Source organism: Bradyrhizobium sp. AUGA SZCCT0169 (assembly GCF_018130085.1).
GTDB lineage: Bacteria > Pseudomonadota > Alphaproteobacteria > Rhizobiales > Xanthobacteraceae > Bradyrhizobium.
In genome coordinates this window covers 1-21,355 of sequence record NZ_JAFCMC010000062.1, presented here as the reverse complement: position 1 = coordinate 21,355, position 21,355 = coordinate 1, and the positions used below count along the sequence as shown (strand labels likewise).

The following is a 21,355-nucleotide window of genomic DNA, read 5'->3' as shown; positions in this document are numbered from 1 at the left end:
CCAGCCAGCATGGTGAATCAGAAACCTACTGATTTGGGAATCCCAAATCGATTCAACCTAACTCCATCCCGCTTTAGACGCGGAAGCTCGGCAGAGGCCAACAGACCGGCCGAGGCGTGGTCGCCGCCACGATGTTACGATCCTCCATTTTGCTTTGGAACGCGCCTTCACGATTCGGGCGGCCGTCAATCGGCGGCGAGGCAACAATCGAACCTCTGAACAACTACCTGACGACGGAACTGCATCGTAGGCCGCTCTCGGCTTCGCGGTTGGCCCGCTTTGCACTCTGCGATCGCCGACGCATTCTGCGAGCGGCCAAGTGGCGCCAATTTAGAAAAAAAATTCATCCGGGCCGTAACGACCATTACGCAATGTCGCACTTGAAAATCAATTTCCGCCATACAACCACCCCAGAATATTCGCCATACCAGAATAATTTCCGCCATTATATGGATGCTGACGGTGATTTATATTTGCCATAAGAAAACAATTATCGCCACTGCTACCACCCTCATCAATCCGTCGCGCTTTGAAGGCTAATCCCGTAAGCGGTGACGTACAGAGAAAATTTTCGCGATTAGAAAAATGATTTTCGCCATAACCGGACTCCGGACGCTGCGATCAGTCGAAAAAAGTTTTACCGGATGGATCGGCGCGGCATAGTTGTAATTAAAGCAAATCGTATCAGGAAGTAAGGCGTCTCACTGAGAAGGACCTGTCTCAGCCTTGGATAACAGTCCAAGACACACAAAAATTGGGCAGAGATCCTATGAGACGCCCATTTGAAGCAAAGAAAGATGAAGGCACGCCATTGAGACATAAGGACATCGGCACAGTTATGCACGCTCGTCCGATATCACCTTGCCGTCGTTTGGCAGCGAGCCGGCGGGCACCAGATCGACGAGGCCGCCGAGTTTTGCCACTGTGCGCAGGGTCGCAGCTATTTCGCTGCGGAGCACCTCGCTCGCGGACGTGGCTTCGGCTTTTAGCGTCATCAGGTCGGTCTCGCTCTCGCGCGTCACGACGAGGCGCAGCCGCCCCAGTTCAGGATGACGCTTGCCGATCTCGGCGATCTGCTCAGGCCGCACGAACATACCCTTGACCTTGGTGGTCTGGTCGGCGCGGCCCACCCAGCCCTTGATGCGCATGTTGGTGCGTCCGCACGCGCTTGTCCCCGGCAGCGCTGCGGTGAGATCGCCCAGCGCGAGCCGGATCCAGGGGTGGTGCGGGTCGAGCGAGGTGACGACGATCTCGCCGACATCACCGGCGGCGACGGGATCGCCGGTGCCTGGCCGCACGATTTCGAAGATTAGGTCCTCGTTCACGACCATGCCGTCATGGGCCGCGGTCTCGAAGGCGATCAGGCCGAGGTCGGCGGTGCCGAACGCCTGGTAGGCATCGACGCCGCGCGCCCTGACCTCGTCCTGCAGCGATTTGGGAAAGGCCGCGCCCGACACCAGCGCCCGTTTGATCGAGGAGACGTCGCGCCCGGCGCTGGCGGCGGCGTCCAGCAGGATCTTGAGGAAGTCCGGCGTGCCGCTGTAGCCGACCGGCCGATAGGCCTCGATCAGCTCGAATTGCGCTTCGGTGTTCCCCGGGCCGGCCGGGATGACGGCGCAGCCGAGCGCCCGCGCCGAGGCGTCGAAAATGAAGCCGCCGGGCGTCAGATGATAACTGAAGGTGTTGAGCACGATGTCGCCGGGCCGGAAGCCGGCCGCAAACAGCGCCCGTGCGCCGCGCCAGGGGTCGGCATGAACAGCTTCAGGCTCGAAGATCGGGCCCGGGGAGGTAAACAATCGTCCGAACGACCCAGGGAGGCCCGCCACAAGCCCGCCAAAGGGCGGTGCGGCCTTGTGCAGGGCAGGGAGCTCGGACTTGCGCAGCACCGGCAGGCGCGCCAGCGCGGCCCGGTCGGTCACGGAAGCCGGATCGGTGCCCTTCAGGCGCTCGGCATAGGCAGGCGCTGCCATCGCCCGGCGCAGCACGTCCGGCAGCCGCGAGAACAGCTCCGCTTCGCGCTGGATCGGCTCGCGCGTTTCACGGTCGTCATAATGGTCGGTCATGGTGCTCACAGCCAGCGCTTCCGGCGCTTGAAGCTTTTCAGGTTTTTAAAACTCTTGCGCTGGTCACCGGCGCCGCCGAGGTAAAACTCCTTCACATCCTCATTGCCGCGCAATTCGTCGGCCGAGCCGTCGAGTACCACCTTGCCCTGTTCCATGATGTAGCCATTGCTTGCGACCGAGAGCGCCGCCCGCGCGTTCTGCTCGACCAAGAGGATGGTGACGCCGAGGTCACGGTTGATCTCCTTGATGATCCCGAACACTTCCTTGACCAGCAACGGCGAAAGTCCCATCGACGGTTCGTCCATCAGGATCATCTTGGGACGCGCCATCAGCGCGCGGCCGATCGCCAGCATCTGCTGTTCGCCGCCGGAGAGGTAACCGGCCAGCCCCGTGCGCTCCTTGAGGCGCGGGAAATACCGGAAGACCATGTCGATGTCGGCGTAGACTTCATTGTCGGTGCGGGTAAAGGCGCCGAGCTTGAGGTTTTCCACCGACGTCATGTCTGAAATGATGCGGCGGCCCTCCATCACCTGGAAGACGCCGCGGCGGACGATCTTGTCGGGATCGATGCCGTTGATGCGCTCGCCGTCGAACACGATCTCACCGCGGGTGACCTCGCCGTCCTCGGTCTTGAGCAGGCCGGAGATCGCCTTCAGCGTCGTCGACTTGCCGGCGCCGTTGGCGCCGAGCAGCGCCACGATCGCGCCTTTCGGCACTTGGAGGCTCAATCCGCGCAGCACCAGGATGACGTTGTCGTACACCACCTCGATGTTGCGCACATCGAGCAGCGGCGCGGTGGTTGGCGCCGCCGCGGGTGCGCGATCAATTTGAGTTGCGTCTGTCATGTTTGATCACCTGCTGCCGTCATCACCCGCGGAAGCGGGTGATCCAGTATTCCAGAGCCGCCTGCGATTGTGCGGATGGGCTGCGGCGTACTGGATCGCCGCTTTCGCGGGGATGACGGCGGAGTGTTTGGGCCATGGGCGACCCGCTAGATTACCAGCCCAGCCATTCGGCCTTGCGCGGCAGGTCGATGACCTTCACCTTGTCGAGCTTGATCGCGCCGTTCTTGACGAGATCATTGAGCGGCGCGTCGGTCGCACCGGTGACCTTCATGCGGTAGAGATCGACCTTGAGCGTGCCGCGATGATCCTTGTCGGTCCAGGTCGACGGATTGCAGACGCCTTCCATGCCGGCCGGCACCCAATCCTTCTTCTGGTAGAAGCCCTTCTTGACGTTCTCGCCGGTGGCGCCGCCGTTCTTGGCAGCCCATTCGACGGCTTCCTTCATGTAGAGCGCGGTGCAGACGCCGGCGATGTAGTGGACCGGACGGTAGGCCGTTCCGGCCGCATCCGACATCTTGGAAATGTCCGTCACGGTCTTCATGCCGGGGGCGTTGCCGCCCCAGGCCACGGCGGTGCGCAGCGGAAACACCACGCCGTCGGCGGCGGCGCCGGCGGCCTTGGCGGCATTCTCGTCCATGCCCCAGACGTTGCCGAGGAACTGGACATCGACACCGGCGGCCTTACAGGCGTTCAGGACCGAGATGTTCGAGCCTGCGGTGTTGCCGAGATAAGCATAGTTGGCGCCGGAGCTCTTCAACGTCAGGCACTGCGCGCTGTAATCGCCCGGCGTCAACGCGAACACGATCGGCGGCAGCAGCTCGAATCCGAGTTCGGCCGCGATGGCTTCACCCGCTGCCTTCGGCGCGTTCGGATACGGGTGGTTGGCGCCCATATGGACATATTTCGGCTTGCCGGGCTTGCCCTTGGCCTTCCAGTCCTCGGCCGCCCAGGTCAGCATGCCGCGAACGGCATCCGAATAGCTCGGGCCGTAGAAGAAATTATAGGGTGCGGGCTTGGCCTTGCCGCCGGCGCCGGTCGGGTCCGAAAGCGCTGCGGCGTAGGATGCCGAGATGTCGGGGATCTTGTCTTCGGCGAGGAAGCCGGTGAGGGCTTCGGTATCGGCGGTGCCCCATCCGAGAATGGCCGCAACCTTGTCGGCGCCCGACCATTTCTTGTACTGGGCGATCGCGCGCGGCACCTGGTAGCCGTAGTCGACGGTATCGACCTTGACCTGGGTGCCGTTGATGCCGCCGTTCTTGTTGATCCAGGCGTAGGTGTCGGCGACGCCCTGTCCGAACGGCGTTCCGACGTCGGACGTTGCGCCCGAATAATCGGCCAGATGGCCCAGCGAGATCGGGGCTTGCGCATGGGCAGTAGTAGCGCCGAGCAGGAGCGCAAGCGAAGCGGTGCTCAATAAAATCTTCATCGTCATTATACTTCCTCCGGTCTTTTGTTGGGGTCTTTTGTTGTCGGTCCCGTTCCTACCTCAATGCGAGAACGGGTAGAGTTTCCAGTAAGCCTTGATGCGTCGCCAGCGGTGCGCGAGTCCGTCCGGTTCGAACACCAGAAAGATGATGATGATGATGCCGATGGCCATCTCGCGCAGGAAGGCGATGTTGTTCTTCAGTCCCAGGAATTGGTCGATCGGGCTGTCGCGCAGCGCGACGCTGAGCCATTCCATCGATTCCGGCAGCAGCACCATGAAGGCCGTGCCCATCAGCGTGCCCATGACGGAGCCGATGCCGCCGATGATGATCATCGCGAGAAAAATGATCGAACGGTCGATGCCGAAACCTTCGTTGGAGACGACCTGGTTGTAATGCGCGTAGAGCGCGCCGCCGACGCCGGCAAAGAAGGCGGCGAGGCCGAACGACAGCGTGCGGTATTTGGTGAGGTTGATGCCCATGATCTCGGCGGACAGATAGTGGTCGCGCACCGCGACCAGCGCGCGACCGTCGCGCGAACGGATCAAATTGGTCACCAGCAGATAGCAGACGATGACGTAAGCCAGCACGACGTAGAAATATTTCTTATCGCCGCGCAGCGAATAGCCGAAGATCGAGAACGGCTCCGCGCTCGCAGGCACGCTGCCGCCGGTGAACCATTCGGCGCGTGCGAAGAAATCCAGCAGGATGTATTGCGCGGCCAGCGTCGCGATCGCGAGATAGAGTCCCTTCAGGCGCGCTGCGGGCAGTCCGAAGATCAGGCCGACCGCCGCCGTGACCACGCCCGCGAGCGGAATACAGAAGAACACCGGGATTCCGAATCGGTTCGACAGATAGGCTGACGTGAAAGCGCCGAACCCGAAGAAGGCGGCATGGCCGATCGAGATCTGGCCGGTGAAGCCCACGACGATGTTGAGGCCGAGGGCTGCGATGCCGAAGATGCCGATCTGGATCAGCAGGCTGAGGGTATATTCATTGAGGACATGAGGCGCAAAGCAGATCAGGATGATGCCGACGATCATCGCATTGCGGCTGATCCTGGTCGGAAACACGGTGGTATCAGCCGCATAGGTGGTGCGGAAGTCGCCGGCGGGGATCAGGGTCTGGGTTGCCATGATGGATTACACCCGCTCGATGTCTTTGGTGCCGAACAGGCCATAGGGCTTGATCATCAGGATGATGATCAGCGCATAGAACGGCGCGATTTCGTAGAGATTGCCCCAGTGCAGATATTCGCTGTCGAGGAAATGCGCGAAGTTCTCCAGGAGGCCGATGATGATGCCGCCGAGCACGGCGCCACCGACGCTGTCGAGGCCGCCGAGGATCGCGGCCGGAAACACCTTGACGCCGTAGGCCGAAAGTCCGGCCGAGACGCCATTGACGACCGCCACCACGACGCCGGCCACCGCTGAGACCGTTGCCGAGATCGCCCAGGCCATGGCAAACACGCTCTTCACGGAGACGCCGAGCGACTGCGCCACCTGCTGGTTGAATGCGGTGGCTCGCATCGCGAGACCGTATTTGGACAGGCGGAAGAACCACGCCATGCCGACCATCATCGCTAGCGAGACCGCAAGGCTCATCAGATAGACGGTCTGCACCTGCAGTCCGAGGATGTTGACGTTCTGGGTGGTGAAGACGCGCGGGAACGGCTGCAGATTGACGCCGAACATCCATTTCATCAGCGCGGAGAAGACGGTGGAGAGCGCGATCGTCACCATGATCACCGAGATGATCGGCTCGCCGACCATCGGGCGCAGGATCACCACCTGGATGGCGATGCCGAACAGGAACATGAACACCAGCGTGATCGGCATGCCCACATAGAACGGCACCTGGTACTTCGTCAGCAGCCACCAGCACACCCACGCGCCGATCAGCAGCAATTCGCCTTGCGCGAAATTCACCACCTGGGTGGCCTTGTAGATCAGCACGAACGACATCGCGACCACGCCATAGAGCGTGCCGACCACGAGGCCGTTGACCAGAAGCTGGATCAGGAGCTGGGTGTTCATTCCGCGGCCTCCGCGAGCGGCGCGTTGGTGCCGAGATCGACCACCCGCAGCGTGGTGCGGATGCGCTGGGTGGTGCCGTCCTGGAAGCGGATCACGGTGTCGACGGGAATGTCGCGCTTGCCGCCATAGATCGCGTGGATGATCCCGGCATATTTCTCGTTGATGACGCTGCGACGAACTTTTCGCGTGCGGGTGAGTTCGCCGTCGTCGGCGTCGAGTTCCTTGTAGAGCAGCAGGAAGCAGGAGATGCGCTGCGCCGGCGGCAGCGTGGCGTTGACGGATTCGACCTCCTTGCGCACCAGCTCATACACTTCGGGGCGCGAGGAGAGGTCGGTGTAGGTCGTGAACGAGATGCGGTTCTTCTCCGCCCATTTCGAGATGATCGAATAGCGGATGCAGATCATCGCCGCCAGCGCGTCGCGGCCGGCGCCAAGTACGACGGTCTCGGCGATGTAGGGGGAGAACTTCAGCTTGTTTTCCAAGTATTGCGGCGAGAAGCGTTCGCCGCGCGAGGTCTCGGCGAGATCCTTGATGCGGTCGATGACCACGAGCTGCCTGTTGTCGTTGAAATAGCCGGCGTCGCCGGAATGCATCCAGCCGTCCTTCATGTCGGCGGCGGAGGCTTCCGGGTTCTTGTAATAGCCGAGATACATGTTGGGGTGACGCACCACGATTTCGCCGACGCCGTTGACGTCGGGGTTGTCGACGCGGATTTCGATATCCGATGCCATCGGCACGCCCGTCGTATCCGGATCGACGTTGTCGGCCGGATGCAGCGTGTAGGCTCCCAGCAGTTCGGTCTGGCCGTAGAGGGTGCGCAGCGGCACGCCCATGGCCTGGAAGAATTTGAAGGTATCCGGCCCCAGCGCAGCGCCGCCGGTGGCGGCAGAGCGCAGCCGGGTAAAACCGAGGCGGTCGCGCAAGGCACGGAACAGCAATTGGTCGGCAAGCAGGGACTGCTTGCCTTGCGCCAGCGCCGCCAGGCCCGTCTTCATGCCGAGCTCATAGAGCTTTTGCTTGAGCGGCGAGGAGTCCATCACGCCGGCGCGCACATCGGCGGCGATCGATTCCCAGACCCGGGGGGCGAACAGCACGAAGGTCGGCGCGATCTCGCGGAAATCGTGCATCATAGTCTCAGGCTCTTCAACGAAGTTGACCTTCATCCGGCAGAGCAGCCCTTTGCCGAGCGCGTAGACCTGTTCCATGATCCAGGGCAGCGGCAGCACCGAAACGTATTCGTCGTCCGGCCCCTTTGGATCGAACGCCAGATATGTCGCGCAATGCCGCAGCACCCGCCCGGCGGCCAGCATGGCGAGCTTGGGATTGGCCGTGGTGCCTGACGTGGTGCAGAGGATTGCGACGTCCTCGCCCTTCGTGGCGTTCACCAGCCGGTCGTAGAGCCCGTTCTCGCGCGCGGCGCGGTCGCGCCCCATTGCGACAAGTTTTTCCCCTTCCATCAGGCGCGGGTCGTCGTATTTCCGCATGCCGCGCGGATCGGAATAGATGATGTGCCTGAGGTTGGGCACGCGATCGGCCAGCGCCAGCAGCTTGTCGACCTGTTCTTCGTCCTCGGCGAACACCAGCTTGGCTTCGCCATAGCTCAACAAATAGGCGGCTTCCTCATCCAGCACGTCGCGATACAGGCCAAGGCTCATGCCGCCGATGGCGTGCGTGGCGATCTCGGCCGCCATCCAGTCCGGCCGGTTGTCCCCGATGATGCCGATGACGTCGCCGCGGCCGAGGCCGAGTTCGATCATGCCGAGCGCGAAATCGTGCACCCGGGTCTGGTAGTCGTTCCAGGTGAAGACGCGCCACAGCCCGTGATCCTTCTCGCGCAGCGCGATCTCGCCCCCGTGCTCCTTGGCATTGAGGCGGAGCAGCTTCGGATAGGTGTCGGCCTTTGCGGCGCGTCCGGCGTAATCCATCATGCCGCGCTCTCCGCCGGCGTATCGTCCGGATCGACCAGGGCTTCGTCCTCTTCACCGAGGTAAGCGCGTTTGACATGGGGATCGGCGAGCACGGCGGCCGGGTCGCCTTCGGCGATCTTGCGACCGAAATCCAGCACCATGACGCGGTGGGAGATATCCATCACCACGCCCATGTCGTGTTCGATCATCATCACGGTCATGCCGAACTCTTCGTTGAGATCGACGATGTAGCGCGCCATGTCCTCCTTCTCTTCGAAGTTCATGCCGGCCATGGGTTCATCCAGCAGGATCAGTTGCGGCTCGAGCGCCATGGCGCGCGCCAGTTCGACGCGCTTGCGCAAGCCGTAGGGCAGGGTACCGGCCGTGGCCTTGCGCACCGACTGCAGGTCGAGGAAGTCGATGATCTCCTCGACCTTGCGGCGGTGCTCGAGTTCCTCGCGCCGTGCGCCGGTCAGCCAGTACAGCGATCCCGTGATGAAGTTGTTCTTCAGCAAATGGTGCCGCCCGACCATGATGTTGTCGAGCACGCTCATATGGTGGAACAGCGCAAGATTCTGGAAGGTGCGGCCGATGCCGAGCCGGGGCCGCGCGTTGGGATTGAGACCCGTGATGTCCTGGCCGCGATAGAACAGCTGGCCTTCGGTCGGCTTGTAGCGGCCCGAAATGCAATTGACGATCGAGGTTTTCCCGGCGCCGTTCGGGCCGATGATCGAAAACAACTCGCCATCGTTCACGCCGAAACTGACTTCGGTCAGCGCGCGGACGCCGCCAAAGCGCAGTGATACCCCGCGCACTTCCAACGTGTAAGCCACTCGTTCCTCCAGATACGGCGCTTAGGCAGCGCTCTTTATCTATCGTTCGCAATGGTCGTCGCGATCCTACACCGACAGGTACCGCCAAGCCATCCGACTAATGATGCCGCGCGCCGCGCGATGCATTCGTCGTCTTGCTCAACGGTAAGATCACATGCGCGCTAACGCCGCACCCGCGATCTCCGCCGATTACCGCGCGCCGTAAGTCGGCTGGCGCGAGGTGGCTCTCAATAGTGGAAAGCGTTACGTTGAAATGTCATGTGCCTGACAATTGGCCGGCAAATTTCGGCGGCGTAACGTGCCTGGAGGTCTCTACCGATCGAGAAAGGGTAGTCAGGATGTTGTGCGGTGCAATATGACGAAGGCAGAGGTCGCAGGGGATAGTCGATGAGATCATGATTGCTCCGGATTCCTTGAAACGCATCGCCTCCTGGTCACGCGAATTGAACGCTCGCGAGACCGAAATCGCGCGCGCCGGCATCGTCGAAAGATCCTACCGCGCCAATGAATTCATCTTCATGCGCGGCGACCCCTTCGAATACTGGACCGGCGTTGTCTCGGGTCTGGCCCGGATGGGGATCGTATCCCGCGGCGGCAAGGCCGCCAGTTTTGCCGGCCTGACGGCCGGTGCCTGGTTTGGCGAGGGTTCCGTGCTCAAAAACGAGCCCCGCCGCTACGACGTGGTGGCGTTGCGCGACACCCGTCTGGCGATGATGAACCGCACCACCTTCATCTGGCTGTTCGAGAACAGTGTTGGATTCAATCGTTTCCTGGTCCGGCAACTCAACGAGCGTCTGGGCCAGTTCATCGGGCTGCTCGAATACGGCCGCACGCTAGATGCGACCGCGCGCCTGGCGCGTTCGATCGCCTCCCTGTTCAATCCCATTCTGTATCCCGATCTCACGCCACATCTCGAGATCACGCAGGAAGAAATCGGGGCGTTGTCGGGCATCTCCCGGCAAAATGCCAACCAGTGCCTGAAGCGGCTGGAGAAGGAAGGCCTGCTCCGGCTCGAATATGGCGGGGTGACCATCATCGACCTCGATCGGTTACGTCGCTATGGCGAGTGACGCCGTAAATCCGTGCGCTGCGGGCCTTGCCTTTGACTGGAACAGGTTGACCGATGGGCTAGCCCGCACTTGGCGCCTAAAGGTCTGATTCCACACGGTTTTAGGATTAGACTCCGCCGGGGCCGGATGCTATGGCCTGCGCCGCATGGTTGAAGCCCCTTGCGCGTCCGGTTGGGCTGGGCGAATGGGCTGCGAGGGGCTTTGCCAGCCCTGCGGACGTACTGGAGGGGTTGGGGTGTCCGGCGGCCGGGGAACTTACTGGCGTTCGCGCTGCTTGAGGCGGCGCCGGGGTATTGGAGAGAAAATGTCGGGTCATGATTCGAAGCAGCGCGTCGCGCTGATTACGGGCGTCACCGGCCAGGACGGTGCCTATCTGGCCGAGTATCTACTCGGTCTCGGTTACACTGTGCATGGCATCAAGCGCCGCTCATCCTCGTTCAATACGGCGCGGGTCGACCATCTCTATCAGGATCCGCACGCCGGCAACGTGCCGTTCCTGATGCATTACGGCGATATGACCGACTCCACCAACCTGATCCGGCTGATGCAAGAGGTCAGGCCGACCGAAATTTACAATCTCGCCGCGCAAAGCCATGTCGCCGTCAGCTTCGAGAGCCCGGAATACACCGCCAATGCCGACGGCATCGGCGTGCTGCGCCTATTGGAAGCGATCCGCATCCTCGGCATGGAGAAGGAGACGCGGTTTTACCAGGCGTCGACCTCGGAGCTCTACGGCCTGGTTCAGGAAGTGCCGCAGAGGGAATCCACGCCGTTCTATCCGCGTTCGCCCTACGCCGTGGCCAAGCTCTATGGCTACTGGATCACGGTGAACTACCGCGAGGCCTATGGCATGTTCGCCTCCAACGGCATCCTGTTCAATCACGAAAGCCCGATCCGCGGCGAGACTTTTGTCACCCGCAAGATCACGCGCAGCGTGGCCCGGATCGAGACCGGCCTTGAGGATACGCTCTATCTCGGCAATCTCGAGGCCAAGCGCGACTGGGGCCATGCGCGGGACTATGTCGAAGGCATGCACCGAATCTTGCAGGTCGATGTAGCAGACGATTTCGTGCTGGCGACCGGCGAGACCCGCTCGGTGCGCGAATTCGTCGAATTGGCGTTTGCGGAAGTGGGCCGAACCATCGAATGGCGCGGCAAGGGCGTCGATGAGCAAGGCATCGACAAGAAGTCGGGCAAGATCCTCGTGCGCATCGATCCCATGTATTTCCGGCCGACCGAAGTCGATCTCCTGATCGGCGATGCCAGCAAAGCGCGGGAGAAACTGGGCTGGAAACCGAAGACGCCGTTCGCCCAGTTGGTCAAGGAAATGGTCGCAGGCGATCTTGCGGCCGCAAGACGAGAGGCTGCCAATGGCAAGAATTCCGTTTGAGCTAAAGGGCAAGACGGTTTTCGTCGCCGGGCATCGCGGTATGGTCGGGGCGGCTTTGGTGCGCCGACTTGCGCAGGAAGGCGTCGAACTGCTGACGATTGCGCGCGCCGAAGTCGATCTGCGCGACCAGGCCGCGGTCAACCAATGGTTCGCCGCCAAGCGCCCGCAAGCGGTGTTTCTGGCGGCGGCAAAGGTTGGCGGCATCGTCGCCAACAACACGCTGCGGGCCGAATTCCTCTACGACAATCTGGTGATTGCGACCAACGTTATTCACGCCGCGCATGTCAATGCGACCGAGAAACTGATGTTCCTCGGCTCCTCCTGCATCTATCCCAAGCTGGCCCCGCAGCCGCTGCACGAAGATTCCATGCTGACGGGACTGCTGGAGCCGACCAACGAACCCTACGCGATTGCCAAGATCGCGGGCATCAAGATGGTCGAAGCCTATCGCAGCCAGTACGGCTCCGACTTCATCAACGTGATGCCGACCAATTTGTACGGCCGCGGCGACAATTATCATCCCGAATACAGCCACGTCGTCGCTGCGCTGATCCGCAGATTCCACGAAGCGAAGGTCTCGGGGGCGCGGAACGTGACGGTGTGGGGTACTGGCTCGCCGCGGCGCGAATTCCTTTATGTTGACGATCTCGCGGACGCCTGCATCTATCTGATGAAGACCTATTCCAGCGGCGAACTCATCAATATTGGCGCGGGCGAGGACATCACCATCGCCGAATTCGCCCGACTGGTCGCCGCGACCGTCGGCTATAGTGGCGAGATCAGCTATGACACCTCGCGGCCGGACGGAACGCCGCGCAAATTGCTCGACAGCGGTCGGCTGGCCAAACTCGGCTGGCGCGCCAGCACGTCGCTCGAGGATGGCCTCAAGCTCGCCTATCAGGCTTATCTGAACGAATCGAAGCAAGCGGCCGAGTGATTTTTCGTCATTGCGACGATGCGGCTACTTCATAGCCGTCGCACGCGGCGGAGTCTTGCCGAGCGCCATCGCCATCGCCGATATCAGCGGCCTCATGAAGTAGGCGTCATCGGCAGGCGATATGTCGGCGCTCAGCCCGTGGGATTTGAGTTCTTCGGAAACCACGGGCCCCACCGATGCAATTGGCGTTTGCGCCAACCCCTCTCGCAACCGCGCCTCGCATCCACGCGCCCGAGCGACTTCGACGAGACGGCGGACCTGGCCTAAATTGGTCAGCGCGATCGCATCGATGCGGCCCTGCGCCATCTCATCGATGGCGGTGACGATGTTGGCCTCGGCCGCCTGCGCATCGTAAGCATAGGGCAGCACAATATCGACCTCGGCGCCCAGCGACTTGATCGCGCCGATCAGGACGCTGTGATCCTTGTCCGGATAAAGCTGCAGGCCGAGGCGATGGCCGTTCAGATCGATGCGCGACAGCATCTCGGCGATGCCTTCGGAGGTCGGCTTCTCCGTCGTCATCTGCGGCTCCAGCCCTATTTCGCGCAGCGCCCGGCCAGGTTTGGGGCCGCGCGCAAATTTACGGGCCTTGCCGAGCGCGGCCACGAATTCTCCCTGGAGACCGATGCGGCGCACGACCTTCATCAGCCGGCGTAGGCCTTCGCCCGTCATCAGCACCAGATCGTCGAATGGCATGTTGACGCACCGCTTGATCCAGGCCTCGATCGGCGCCGGATCGGGTGCGTCGTGGATGGTGAACATCGGACATTGCAGCACGTCCGCGCCCTGCTCCGTGAGCAGGCGGGAAAACTGCGCCTCCTCGCGCGTTTCCAGGATCAGGATACGGTAGCCGTTCAGTCTGTCTGCCATGACTCGCTCCAACTCAGATCGTCGTGCTTTGTTCATCCTGACTCCGGTTTCCGGATTGGCGCAAGCGCCTTGGCGGTGATAGAGCAGGGCCGCAACGAGCCGTTCTCACCCTTCTGCCTGAATTGTAATCAAGTCCGCGCCATGCCCGATCATCAATTCGTGTTGACCCTGTCCTGCCCGGATCGTCCCGGCATCGTCTCCGCGGTGTCGACCTTTCTCGCACATAACGGCCAGAACATCCTCGACGCCCAGCAGTTCGACGATGTCGAGACCAAAAAATTCTTCATGCGGGTGGTGTTCACCGCCGCCGACCTCGTGGTCGAACTGGCGGCGTTGCAGACCGGCTTTACCGCGATCGCCGACCGCTTTGGCATGGACTGGCAGATGCGCGATCGCGCCAGCCGCCGCCGGGTGATGTTGCTGGCTTCCAAATCGGATCATTGCCTGGTCGATATCCTCTATCGGTGGCGCACCGGCGAACTTCAGATGATCCCGACCGCGATCGTCTCCAATCATCCGCGCGAGATCTATGGCAATCTCGATTTCGGCGCGATCCCGTTCCACTATCTGCCGGTCACCAAGGAGACCAAGCGCGAGCAGGAACAGGCGGTCCTGAAATTGGTGCAGGACAGCGGCACCGACCTCGTGGTGCTGGCGCGCTATATGCAGATTCTCTCGGATGAGATGTCAGAAGCGCTTTCGGGTCGCTGCATCAATATCCACCACTCGTTCCTGCCGGGCTTCAAAGGCGCTCGGCCCTACCACCAGGCGCATGAGCGCGGCGTCAAACTGATCGGCGCGACCGCGCACTATGTGACGCGCGACCTCGATGAAGGCCCGATCATCGACCAGGACGTCGAACGCATCAGCCACCGCGATACGCCCGAAGACCTGTCGCGCAAGGGCCGCGATATCGAACGCCGCGTGCTGGCGCGCGCCATGCGGCACCATCTCGAGGACCGCGTGATCCTCAATGGCCGCAAGACCGTCGTGTTCATGGATTGATTCGACCAGCAGGCTCGCCAGCAACACTGGCGCCTACTGAATGCCGCTCTGCGACGATGAGACGGGTTTTGCTTCCTCGCCGCGCTCTGCGGCGGGCAGCAGCCGTTTCCGCTCGCGTTCCCTCATGAACTCGTCGTACTTGGCGGTGCCCGGCCGCGGTGGCGCGTCCGCCGGCACGCCGCCGGCCCAGGCCGGAATGGCGTCGCTGACCCCGGCCGAGATTTTTTCGTTGATGGTCCCGCAGCCACTCAGCGAGCAGCCCGTGAGCGCGACAGCAACGTGGACAAGGAATTGGCGGGTACGGATCGACATGGACGGCAGGTTACACATTAGACCTTTAGGGATGATGGATTTGGGGCCGTCTTGCGGCAGGGCAAGACCTCCCGCTTCTTTGTTGACAGGAACATTTTATTTGTACAAATGTACAAATGGAACGAGGGCAGGAAACGGTTGGACCGGCCAGTGCGCGGACGGTGTTATCATACTGCTTGCGACCCGACGCAGGAACGCCCTGCGGGACGTGCCCAAGCAAACGCGCCCTTCGTCCGATTGACAACAGGCCGCGGCGAGACGCCATGTCGTGGCGCTACCCGGCCGAAAAATATGGGCTATGGTGAGGCAAGGGCCGGGGACTCGGTTCAAGGCACAAGACCGATCAGGGGGAGAAAAATTCATGTTTATTCGTCGTCAAATGCTGCTGGCCGCAGGCGCCGTCGTGCTGGCTGTGATACCCGCAAGTGCGCAGGACGCCGTCAAGATCGGCCTGATCCTGCCGATGACCGGCGGACAGGCGTCGACCGGCAAGCAGATCGACAACGCCGTCAAGCTCTACATGCAGCAGAAGGGCGACACCGTCGCCGGCAGGAAGATCGAGGTCATCCTGAAGGATGACGGCGCGGTTCCCGACAACACCAAGCGCCTCGCCCAGGAATTGATCGTCAACGACAAGGTCAGTTTCATCGCCGGCTTCGGCGTGACGCCGGCAGCCCTGGCCGCGGCGCCGCTGGCGACCCAGGCCAAGGTCCCGGAAATCGTGATGGCCGCCGGCACCTCGATCATTACCGAGCGTTCCCCCTATATCGTCCGCACCAGTTTTACGCTGGCGCAGTCCTCCACCATCATCGGTGATTGGGCCGCCAAGAACGGCATCAAGAAGGTCGCGACGCTGACCTCCGACTACGCGCCCGGCAACGACGCGCTGACCTTCTTCAAGCAGAACTTCACCGCCGGTGGCGGCGAGATTGTCGAAGAGGTCAAGGTGCCCCTTCAGAATCCGGACTTCGCGCCGTTCCTGCAGCGCATGAAGGACGCCAAGCCCGATGCGGTGTTCGTGTTCGTGCCGGCAGGGCAGGGCGGCAACTTCATGAAGCAGTATGCCGAGCGCGGCCTCGACAAAGCGGGCATCAAGGTGATCGGCCCCGGCGACGTGATGGATGACGATCTGCTCAACGGCATGGGTGATGCGGCGCTCGGCACTGTCACCGCGCATCTGTACTCCGCAGCGCACCCGTCGGCCGCCAACAAGGATTTCGTCGCGGCCTACAAGAAGGCCTATAACCAGCGTCCGGGTTTCATGGCGGTGGGTGGCTACGACGGCATCCACCTGATCTACGAAGCGCTGAAGAAGACCGGCGGCAAGACCGACGGCGATGGGCTGATCGCGGCGATGAAGGGCATGAAGTGGGAGAGCCCGCGCGGTCCGATCTCGATCGATCCGGAAACCCGCGACATCGTCCAGAACATCTACATCCGAAAGGTCGAGAAGGTCGACGGCGAACTCTACAACGTCGAATTCGCGACCTTCGAGGCGGTCAAGGATTCCGGCAAGACGAAGAAGTGACGGCGAAGCCGTCATCCCCGATGTGCACTTGCACATCGGGGGCGCGCGTCCGCTCTCTCCGTCATGCCCGGCCTTGTGCCGGCATCCACGTCCTCGTTCGCCGTATTGCAAGGAAGACGTGGATGGCCGGGTCAAGCCCGGCCATGACGACGTTGCAAGTTTTGTGTCTCTCTCTAACGTTCGCTAAGCCGATCCCATGACTACGCTCTTCACCATCCTGTTCGACGGCGTCGCTTACGGCATGCTGTTGTTCGTGCTGGCCTGCGGCCTTGCCGTCACGCTCGGGTTGATGAACTTCGTCAACCTCGCGCACGGCGCGTTCGCGATGACCGGCGGCTATGTCTGCGCCGTCCTGGTCAACAATTCCGGCTGGCCGTTCTTTGCGGCGTTGCCGCTCGCCTTTGTCGTGAGCGCCGTGATCGGCGTGGCGCTGGAGCGGACGCTCTACCGCCATCTCTACACCAGAAGCCACCTCGACCAGGTGCTGTTCACGATCGGCCTCACCTTCATGTCGGTGGCGTCGGTCGATTACATCATGGGATCGTCGCGCATCTTCATCAAGCTGCCGGCGGCGCTCGAGGGCCAGTTCGATTTCTTCGGCGTCGGCATCGGCCGCTACCGGCTGATGATCATCGTGATCTGCGGCCTGCTCACGGTTGGGCTGCAATTGATCCTGGCGAAAACCCGGTTTGGCAGCCGTTTGCGCGCGGCGGTCGATGATCCCCGTGCCGCCAGCGGCCTCGGCATCAACGTACCGCAAGTGTTTGCCTTTACCTTCGCCTTCGGTTGCGGACTTGCCGGTCTGGGCGGCGCGCTGAGCGCCGAAATTCTCGGCCTCGATCCGTATTTTCCGCTCAAGTTCATGATCTACTTCCTGATCGTGGTCACCGTCGGCGGCTCCTCCAGCATCACCGGGCCGTTTCTGGCTTCGCTGCTGCTCGGCATCGGCGACGTCGCCGGCAAATATTACGTGCCCAAGATGGGGCCCTTCGTCATCTACACCATCATGATCGTGATCCTGATCTGGCGCCCGAACGGTCTGTTCGGCCGCACCGCGGCGCGGTGAGCCGCTATGAGCGCGCTTCCCGAAATCTCGTCTCATGCCATGGCCCGCTCCCGCTGGCGCGGAGGCGAAATCGCGTTCTGGGTTCTGGTGCTGGCCTGCGCATTCCTGTTTCCGTCGCGCTATCTGATCATGACGGACATCCTGCGGCTGGCACTGTTCGCGCTGTCGCTCGATCTGATCCTTGGCTATGCCGGTATCGTGTCGCTCGGCCACGCCGCCTTCTTCGGCGTCGGCGCCTATTGTGCCGGGCTGCTGGCGCTGCACGGCATCATCACCGAACCGGTGATTGCATTGGTTGCGGCCGGCCTCGTCGCCATGGTGCTCGGCTTTCTCACCAGTTTCCTGGTGATCCGCGGCGTCGACCTGACGCGGTTGATGGTGACACTCGGGATCGCGTTGCTGCTGGAGGCGCTGGGTGAGCGTTTCTCCAACATCACGGGCGGCACTGACGGCCTGCAGGGCATCGAGATGGCGCCGATCCTTGGGCTCTTCGCCTTCGACATGTTCGGCAAGACCGGCTTCTTCTACTCGCTGATCGTGCTGTTCCTGCTGTTCCTGCTCGCGCGCCGGGTGGTGAACTCGCCGTTCGGCCTGTCGCTGCGCGCGATCAAGAACAATCCGCTGCGGGCATCCGCCATCGGCGTGCCGGTCAACCGCCGCCTGATCGCGATCTATACGCTGGCCGCGTTCTACGCCGGCATTGCCGGCGCGCTGTTCACCCAGACCACGGCGCTGGCCTCGCTCGACGTGTTCGCGTTCGAAAAATCGGCCGATCTGATGCTGGTGCTGGTGCTCGGCGGCACCGGCTATCTTTATGGCGGCCTGATCGGCGCTGTTGTCTTCAAGATGCTGCAGGAGTTCTTCTCCACCATCACGCCGCAATACTGGCTGTTCTGGATCGGCCTCGTGCTGGTCGTGATCGTGCTGGTCGGCCGCGACCGCATGCATCGCTGGGCGCTGTGGCTGCCCAATCTCGTGATCCGGAAAATCGCCGGGCGCAAAGCCGTCGTGGCCGTTCCCGAAAGTGACGCGCCATGACGATCGCGCTGGAAACCGAGGGACTTGAAAAATCATTCGGGGGCCTCAAGGTCACGCGTGACCTGTCGCTGCGGGTCGAGCAGGGCGCCCGCCATGCCCTGATCGGGCCGAACGGCGCCGGCAAGACCACGGTCATCAACCTGCTCACCGGCGTGCTTGCCCCCAATGCCGGGCGCATCCTGCTCGAGGGCAACAACATCACCGATCTGCCGGTTCATAAGCGGGTGCTGCGCGGGCTGTCGCGCACCTTCCAGATCAACCAGCTTTATGCCGATTTGACGCCGCTGGAGACCATCGGGCTTGCGGTGTCCGAACGGCTCGGCCGCGGCGGCGACTGGTGGCGGCGGATGGGGACGCGGGGCGACGTCAACCAGGAGGTCGCCGAGACGCTGTCGCGCTTTCACCTGCTCGACGTCATGAATGAACTCACCGCGACGCTGCCCTACGGCAAGCAGCGCCTGCTCGAGATCGCGGTCGCGATCGCGACCAAGCCGCGGGTGCTGTTGCTCGACGAGCCCGCCGCCGGTGTGCCCGAGAGCGAGCGCCACGATATCCTGGCAGCCGTCGCCGCGCTGCCGCGCGACGTCACGGTGCTTCTGATCGAGCACGACATGGATCTGGTGTTTTCGTTCGCCGACCGGATTTCGGTGCTGGTCAACGGCGCCATGCTGGTCGAGGGCCCCCCGGACGAGGTGGCGCGCAATCCCCAGGTCAAGGCGGTCTATCTCGGCGAGGCTGCTGATGTCTGATTTGCTCGCCATCAACGACCTGCGCGCCGGCTACGGGCAAGCGGTGGTGCTGCCGGGGATGTCGCTGACATTAGGCGAAGGCCAGGTGCTGGCGCTGCTCGGCCGCAACGGCACCGGCAAGACCACGCTGATCAATTCGATCGTCGGGATCACCCGGCGTTTTGGCGGCACTGTCGCGCTTGGCGGGCTCGACATTACCCCGATGCGGCCGGACCAGCGGGCGCGCGCCGGCATTGGCTGGGTGCCGCAGGAGCGCAACATCTTCCGCTCGCTGACGGTGGAAGAGAACATGACCGCGGTGGCCCAGCCCGGACCCTGGACCGTCGACAGGGTTTACGAAATGTTTCCGCGGCTGAAGGAACGCCGCAGTAATTTCGGCAACCAGCTCTCCGGCGGCGAGCAGCAAATGCTGGCGATCGGCCGGGCGCTGACGCTCAATCCGAAGGTGCTGCTGCTGGACGAGCCGACCGAGGGGCTGGCGCCCATCATCGTCGAGGAACTGCTGCGGGCGCTCGGCACCATTACCCGCGCGGGGGGCATCTGCTCGATTATTGTCGAGCAGAATGCCCAAAAGATTCTGGGGTTGGCCGACCGGGTTGTGATATTGGAACGCGGCGCGATCGTCCATGATGCGGCCTCCAGCGCCCTGAAGGCCGATCCTGCGGTACTCGAACGCTATCTTGGCGTCGCTGGCGCCGCCGCACACTAGATAATTCCTGGGAGTAAGACCATGCAGCGAACCAAAGCCCCGTTCCGTGCCGACGAGGTCGGCAGCCTGTTGCGGCCGCAGCGCATCAAGGAAGCGCGCGCCAAACTGGAGAAGGGTGAGATCACGGCCGAGGACCTGCGCAAGGCCGAGGACATGGAAATCGAAAAGGTCGTGCACAAGCAGGCCTCGCTCGGCCTCAAGCTCGCGACTGACGGCGAGTTCCGCCGTTCCTGGTGGCATTTCGATTTCCTGAGCCATCTGACCGGCTGCGAATTGTTTCATCCCGACCAGGGCATCCAGTTCGCCGGCGTCCAGACCCGGCATGACGCCATCCGCGTCATCGGCAAGCTCGACTTCCCCGACAACCATCCGATGCTCGATCACTTCAGGTTTCTGAAGAAGCATTGCGACACCGCGCATGTCACCGCGAAGATGACGATCCCGTCGCCCGCGGTGCTGCATTTCCGCGGCGGCCGCAAGGCGATCTCCAAGGACGTCTATCCCGATCTCGAACCTTTCTTCGAGGACCTCGGCAAGACCTACCGCAAGGCGGTGAAGGCGTTCTATGACGCCGGCTGCCGCTATCTGCAGTTCGACGACACCGTGTGGGCCTATCTCTGCTCGCCGGACGAGTTGCAGAAGGCGCGCGAGCGCGGCGACAATCCCGATGGCCTGCAGGAGATCTATGCCCGCGTCATCAACTACGCGCTGGCCGAGCGGCCGGCCGACATGATTGTCACCACCCATGTCTGCCGCGGCAATTTCCGCTCGACCTGGATTTCCTCCGGCGGCTACGAGCCGGTCGCGGAGACCATGCTGGCCGGCACCAATTACGACGGCTATTTCCTGGAATATGATTCCGACCGCGCCGGCGGCTTCGAACCGCTGCGCTATCTGCCGAAGGGCAACAAGGTGGTCGTGGTCGGCGTCATCACCTCGAAGTTCGGCGAGCTCGAGAACAAGGAAGACATCAAGCGCCGGCTGATGGAGGCCGCAAAATTCGCGCCGCTCGAGCAGCTCGCGGTATCGCCGCAATGCGGCTTCGCCTCGACCGAGGAAGGCAACATCCTGTCCGAGGAAGAGCAGTGGGCCAAGCTGAAGCTCGCGGTCGATGTCGCCAACGAGGTGTGGGGGAAGTAGCTCCATAACTCCGCGTCGTCCCGGCTCTCTCCACACGTCGTCCCGGGCTTGACCCGGGACCCATACGCCGCGGCGGTTATTGTTTGCAGTAGGTCTCTAACGCCGGCGCTCTGACCGATGCGCCGCGGCGTATGGGTCCCGGCGTTCGCCGGGACGACGGTGGTGTTTGTTGTTGGCACCATTATCCAAACACACCTTCGCATTGTCGCGACGCATTGCGCCCGAGCTTTGCCAGAAATTCCTTACCCTCTTCAATTCAGAGGGCGCAGGGAATGCCGGATGCGCGCTGCACCCGCGGTCTCGTGTGCGATTGTGCTAAGTAGGCTGCACACGAGCATACAGGGCAGCGGAGAGCATCCGACATTCCCTGCGCAATGGCTTTACGGCTTATAACGCGCTCTCCCCGGTGAGACGGCCTCTATTGCCACCGTCG

General features: G+C 62.4%; 19 protein-coding genes. 10 read left to right on the top strand and 9 right to left on the bottom strand.

Annotation, left to right across the window (positions count from 1 at the left end; translation table 11 throughout):
• Positions 1-836 precede the first annotated feature (836 nt).
• The 7 genes from JQ609_RS34330 to JQ609_RS34300 form a co-directional block, all read right to left on the bottom strand.
• Positions 837-2,063 (bottom strand): phenylacetate--CoA ligase family protein, encoded by a 1,227-nt coding sequence (locus tag JQ609_RS34330; protein ID WP_212277036.1) that lies wholly within the window; start codon positions 2,061-2,063, stop codon positions 837-839.
• A 5-nt stretch (positions 2,064-2,068) separates the two neighbouring features.
• Positions 2,069-2,908: an ABC transporter ATP-binding protein gene (locus tag JQ609_RS34325; RefSeq protein WP_212277034.1), complete on the bottom strand. Its 840-nt coding sequence runs from the start codon at positions 2,906-2,908 to the stop codon at positions 2,069-2,071.
• Positions 2,909-3,059: 151 nt separating this feature from the next.
• Positions 3,060-4,340 carry an ABC transporter substrate-binding protein gene (locus JQ609_RS34320; RefSeq protein WP_212277032.1) on the bottom strand — a complete coding sequence of 427 codons (1,281 nt, stop codon included), beginning with the start codon at positions 4,338-4,340 and terminating at the stop codon, positions 3,060-3,062.
• A gap of 54 nt (positions 4,341-4,394) precedes the next feature.
• On the bottom strand, positions 4,395-5,468 hold the full coding sequence (locus JQ609_RS34315; RefSeq protein ID WP_212277030.1) for a branched-chain amino acid ABC transporter permease: 1,074 nt from the start codon (positions 5,466-5,468) through the stop codon (positions 4,395-4,397).
• A gap of 6 nt (positions 5,469-5,474) precedes the next feature.
• A complete protein-coding gene (locus JQ609_RS34310; protein WP_212277029.1) occupies positions 5,475-6,368 on the bottom strand; it encodes a branched-chain amino acid ABC transporter permease in 894 nt (297 codons plus the stop codon).
• Positions 6,365-8,296 carry a long-chain fatty acid--CoA ligase gene (locus JQ609_RS34305; protein ID WP_212277027.1) on the bottom strand — a complete coding sequence of 644 codons (1,932 nt, stop codon included), beginning with the start codon at positions 8,294-8,296 and terminating at the stop codon, positions 6,365-6,367. The genes JQ609_RS34310 and JQ609_RS34305 overlap by 4 nt, the downstream gene beginning before the upstream one ends.
• The gene (locus JQ609_RS34300) at positions 8,293-9,108 is read right to left on the bottom strand and encodes an ABC transporter ATP-binding protein (protein WP_192737875.1); all 816 of its coding nucleotides are present in this window, start codon (positions 9,106-9,108) and stop codon (positions 8,293-8,295) included. Before JQ609_RS34300 ends, JQ609_RS34305 begins: the two co-directional genes overlap by 4 nt.
• Positions 9,109-9,503: 395 nt before the next feature.
• Between JQ609_RS34300 and JQ609_RS34295 the strand changes: the two genes are divergently transcribed.
• The 3 genes from JQ609_RS34295 to JQ609_RS34285 all read left to right on the top strand — a co-directional run bounded on the left by JQ609_RS34295 (position 9,504) and on the right by JQ609_RS34285 (position 12,505).
• On the top strand, positions 9,504-10,178 hold the full coding sequence (locus tag JQ609_RS34295; RefSeq protein WP_212277026.1) for a Crp/Fnr family transcriptional regulator: 675 nt from the start codon (positions 9,504-9,506) through the stop codon (positions 10,176-10,178).
• Positions 10,179-10,482: 304 nt separating this feature from the next.
• Positions 10,483-11,568 carry a GDP-mannose 4,6-dehydratase gene (gene gmd / locus JQ609_RS34290; RefSeq protein WP_212277025.1) on the top strand — a complete coding sequence of 362 codons (1,086 nt, stop codon included), beginning with the start codon at positions 10,483-10,485 and terminating at the stop codon, positions 11,566-11,568.
• Positions 11,549-12,505 (top strand): GDP-L-fucose synthase, encoded by a 957-nt coding sequence (locus tag JQ609_RS34285; protein ID WP_212277023.1) that lies wholly within the window; start codon positions 11,549-11,551, stop codon positions 12,503-12,505. Before gmd ends, JQ609_RS34285 begins: the two co-directional genes overlap by 20 nt.
• A gap of 24 nt (positions 12,506-12,529) precedes the next feature.
• Here the strand turns inward: JQ609_RS34285 and JQ609_RS34280 are convergent, their stop codons facing one another.
• Positions 12,530-13,375, bottom strand: coding sequence for a uroporphyrinogen-III synthase (locus JQ609_RS34280; protein ID WP_212277021.1), 846 nt, complete (start codon positions 13,373-13,375; stop codon positions 12,530-12,532).
• Between the two features lie 141 nt (positions 13,376-13,516).
• On the opposite strand from JQ609_RS34280, the gene purU reads away from it, so the two are divergent.
• Positions 13,517-14,380, top strand: a complete 864-nt coding sequence (gene purU, locus JQ609_RS34275; protein WP_212277019.1) for a formyltetrahydrofolate deformylase — start codon at positions 13,517-13,519, stop codon at positions 14,378-14,380.
• 33 nt (positions 14,381-14,413) lie between these two features.
• Here the strand turns inward: purU and JQ609_RS34270 are convergent, their stop codons facing one another.
• Positions 14,414-14,692 (bottom strand): hypothetical protein, encoded by a 279-nt coding sequence (locus tag JQ609_RS34270; RefSeq protein ID WP_212277017.1) that lies wholly within the window; start codon positions 14,690-14,692, stop codon positions 14,414-14,416.
• A 361-nt stretch (positions 14,693-15,053) separates the two neighbouring features.
• Between JQ609_RS34270 and JQ609_RS34265 the strand changes: the two genes are divergently transcribed.
• The 6 genes from JQ609_RS34265 (at position 15,054) to JQ609_RS34240 (ending at position 20,922) form a co-directional block, all read left to right on the top strand.
• The gene (locus tag JQ609_RS34265; protein ID WP_212277015.1) at positions 15,054-16,220 is read left to right on the top strand and encodes an ABC transporter substrate-binding protein; all 1,167 of its coding nucleotides are present in this window, start codon (positions 15,054-15,056) and stop codon (positions 16,218-16,220) included.
• Between the two features lie 196 nt (positions 16,221-16,416).
• The gene (locus JQ609_RS34260; RefSeq protein ID WP_212210124.1) at positions 16,417-17,286 is read left to right on the top strand and encodes a branched-chain amino acid ABC transporter permease; all 870 of its coding nucleotides are present in this window, start codon (positions 16,417-16,419) and stop codon (positions 17,284-17,286) included.
• 6 nt (positions 17,287-17,292) lie between these two features.
• Positions 17,293-18,324: a branched-chain amino acid ABC transporter permease gene (locus tag JQ609_RS34255; RefSeq protein ID WP_212210125.1), complete on the top strand. Its 1,032-nt coding sequence runs from the start codon at positions 17,293-17,295 to the stop codon at positions 18,322-18,324.
• Entirely contained in the window at positions 18,321-19,073 is a 753-nt protein-coding gene (locus tag JQ609_RS34250; protein WP_212277013.1) for an ABC transporter ATP-binding protein, read from the top strand. The genes JQ609_RS34255 and JQ609_RS34250 overlap by 4 nt, the downstream gene beginning before the upstream one ends.
• On the top strand, positions 19,066-19,782 hold the full coding sequence (locus tag JQ609_RS34245; RefSeq protein WP_212210127.1) for an ABC transporter ATP-binding protein: 717 nt from the start codon (positions 19,066-19,068) through the stop codon (positions 19,780-19,782). The genes JQ609_RS34250 and JQ609_RS34245 overlap by 8 nt, the downstream gene beginning before the upstream one ends.
• 21 nt (positions 19,783-19,803) lie before the next feature.
• Positions 19,804-20,922, top strand: coding sequence for a cobalamin-independent methionine synthase II family protein (locus JQ609_RS34240; RefSeq protein ID WP_212210128.1), 1,119 nt, complete (start codon positions 19,804-19,806; stop codon positions 20,920-20,922).
• Positions 20,923-21,355 lie beyond the last annotated feature (433 nt).

Coding starts and splice junctions, on each gene's coding strand:
- JQ609_RS34310 (WP_212277029.1), bottom strand. CDS start 6,368: ATGAACACCCAGCTCCTGATCCAGCTTCTGGTCAACGGCCTCGTGGTC.
- JQ609_RS34280 (WP_212277021.1), bottom strand. CDS start 13,375: ATGGCAGACAGACTGAACGGCTACCGTATCCTGATCCTGGAAACGCGC.
- JQ609_RS34250 (WP_212277013.1), top strand. CDS start 18,321: ATGACGATCGCGCTGGAAACCGAGGGACTTGAAAAATCATTCGGGGGC.
- gmd (WP_212277025.1), top strand. CDS start 10,483: ATGTCGGGTCATGATTCGAAGCAGCGCGTCGCGCTGATTACGGGCGTC.
- JQ609_RS34320 (WP_212277032.1), bottom strand. CDS start 4,340: ATGACGATGAAGATTTTATTGAGCACCGCTTCGCTTGCGCTCCTGCTC.
- JQ609_RS34295 (WP_212277026.1), top strand. CDS start 9,504: ATGATTGCTCCGGATTCCTTGAAACGCATCGCCTCCTGGTCACGCGAA.
- purU (WP_212277019.1), top strand. CDS start 13,517: ATGCCCGATCATCAATTCGTGTTGACCCTGTCCTGCCCGGATCGTCCC.
- JQ609_RS34240 (WP_212210128.1), top strand. CDS start 19,804: ATGCAGCGAACCAAAGCCCCGTTCCGTGCCGACGAGGTCGGCAGCCTG.
- JQ609_RS34325 (WP_212277034.1), bottom strand. CDS start 2,908: ATGACAGACGCAACTCAAATTGATCGCGCACCCGCGGCGGCGCCAACC.
- JQ609_RS34245 (WP_212210127.1), top strand. CDS start 19,066: ATGTCTGATTTGCTCGCCATCAACGACCTGCGCGCCGGCTACGGGCAA.
- JQ609_RS34270 (WP_212277017.1), bottom strand. CDS start 14,692: ATGTCGATCCGTACCCGCCAATTCCTTGTCCACGTTGCTGTCGCGCTC.
- JQ609_RS34260 (WP_212210124.1), top strand. CDS start 16,417: ATGACTACGCTCTTCACCATCCTGTTCGACGGCGTCGCTTACGGCATG.
- JQ609_RS34315 (WP_212277030.1), bottom strand. CDS start 5,468: ATGGCAACCCAGACCCTGATCCCCGCCGGCGACTTCCGCACCACCTAT.
- JQ609_RS34330 (WP_212277036.1), bottom strand. CDS start 2,063: ATGACCGACCATTATGACGACCGTGAAACGCGCGAGCCGATCCAGCGC.
- JQ609_RS34255 (WP_212210125.1), top strand. CDS start 17,293: ATGAGCGCGCTTCCCGAAATCTCGTCTCATGCCATGGCCCGCTCCCGC.
- JQ609_RS34305 (WP_212277027.1), bottom strand. CDS start 8,296: ATGATGGATTACGCCGGACGCGCCGCAAAGGCCGACACCTATCCGAAG.
- JQ609_RS34265 (WP_212277015.1), top strand. CDS start 15,054: ATGTTTATTCGTCGTCAAATGCTGCTGGCCGCAGGCGCCGTCGTGCTG.
- JQ609_RS34285 (WP_212277023.1), top strand. CDS start 11,549: ATGGCAAGAATTCCGTTTGAGCTAAAGGGCAAGACGGTTTTCGTCGCC.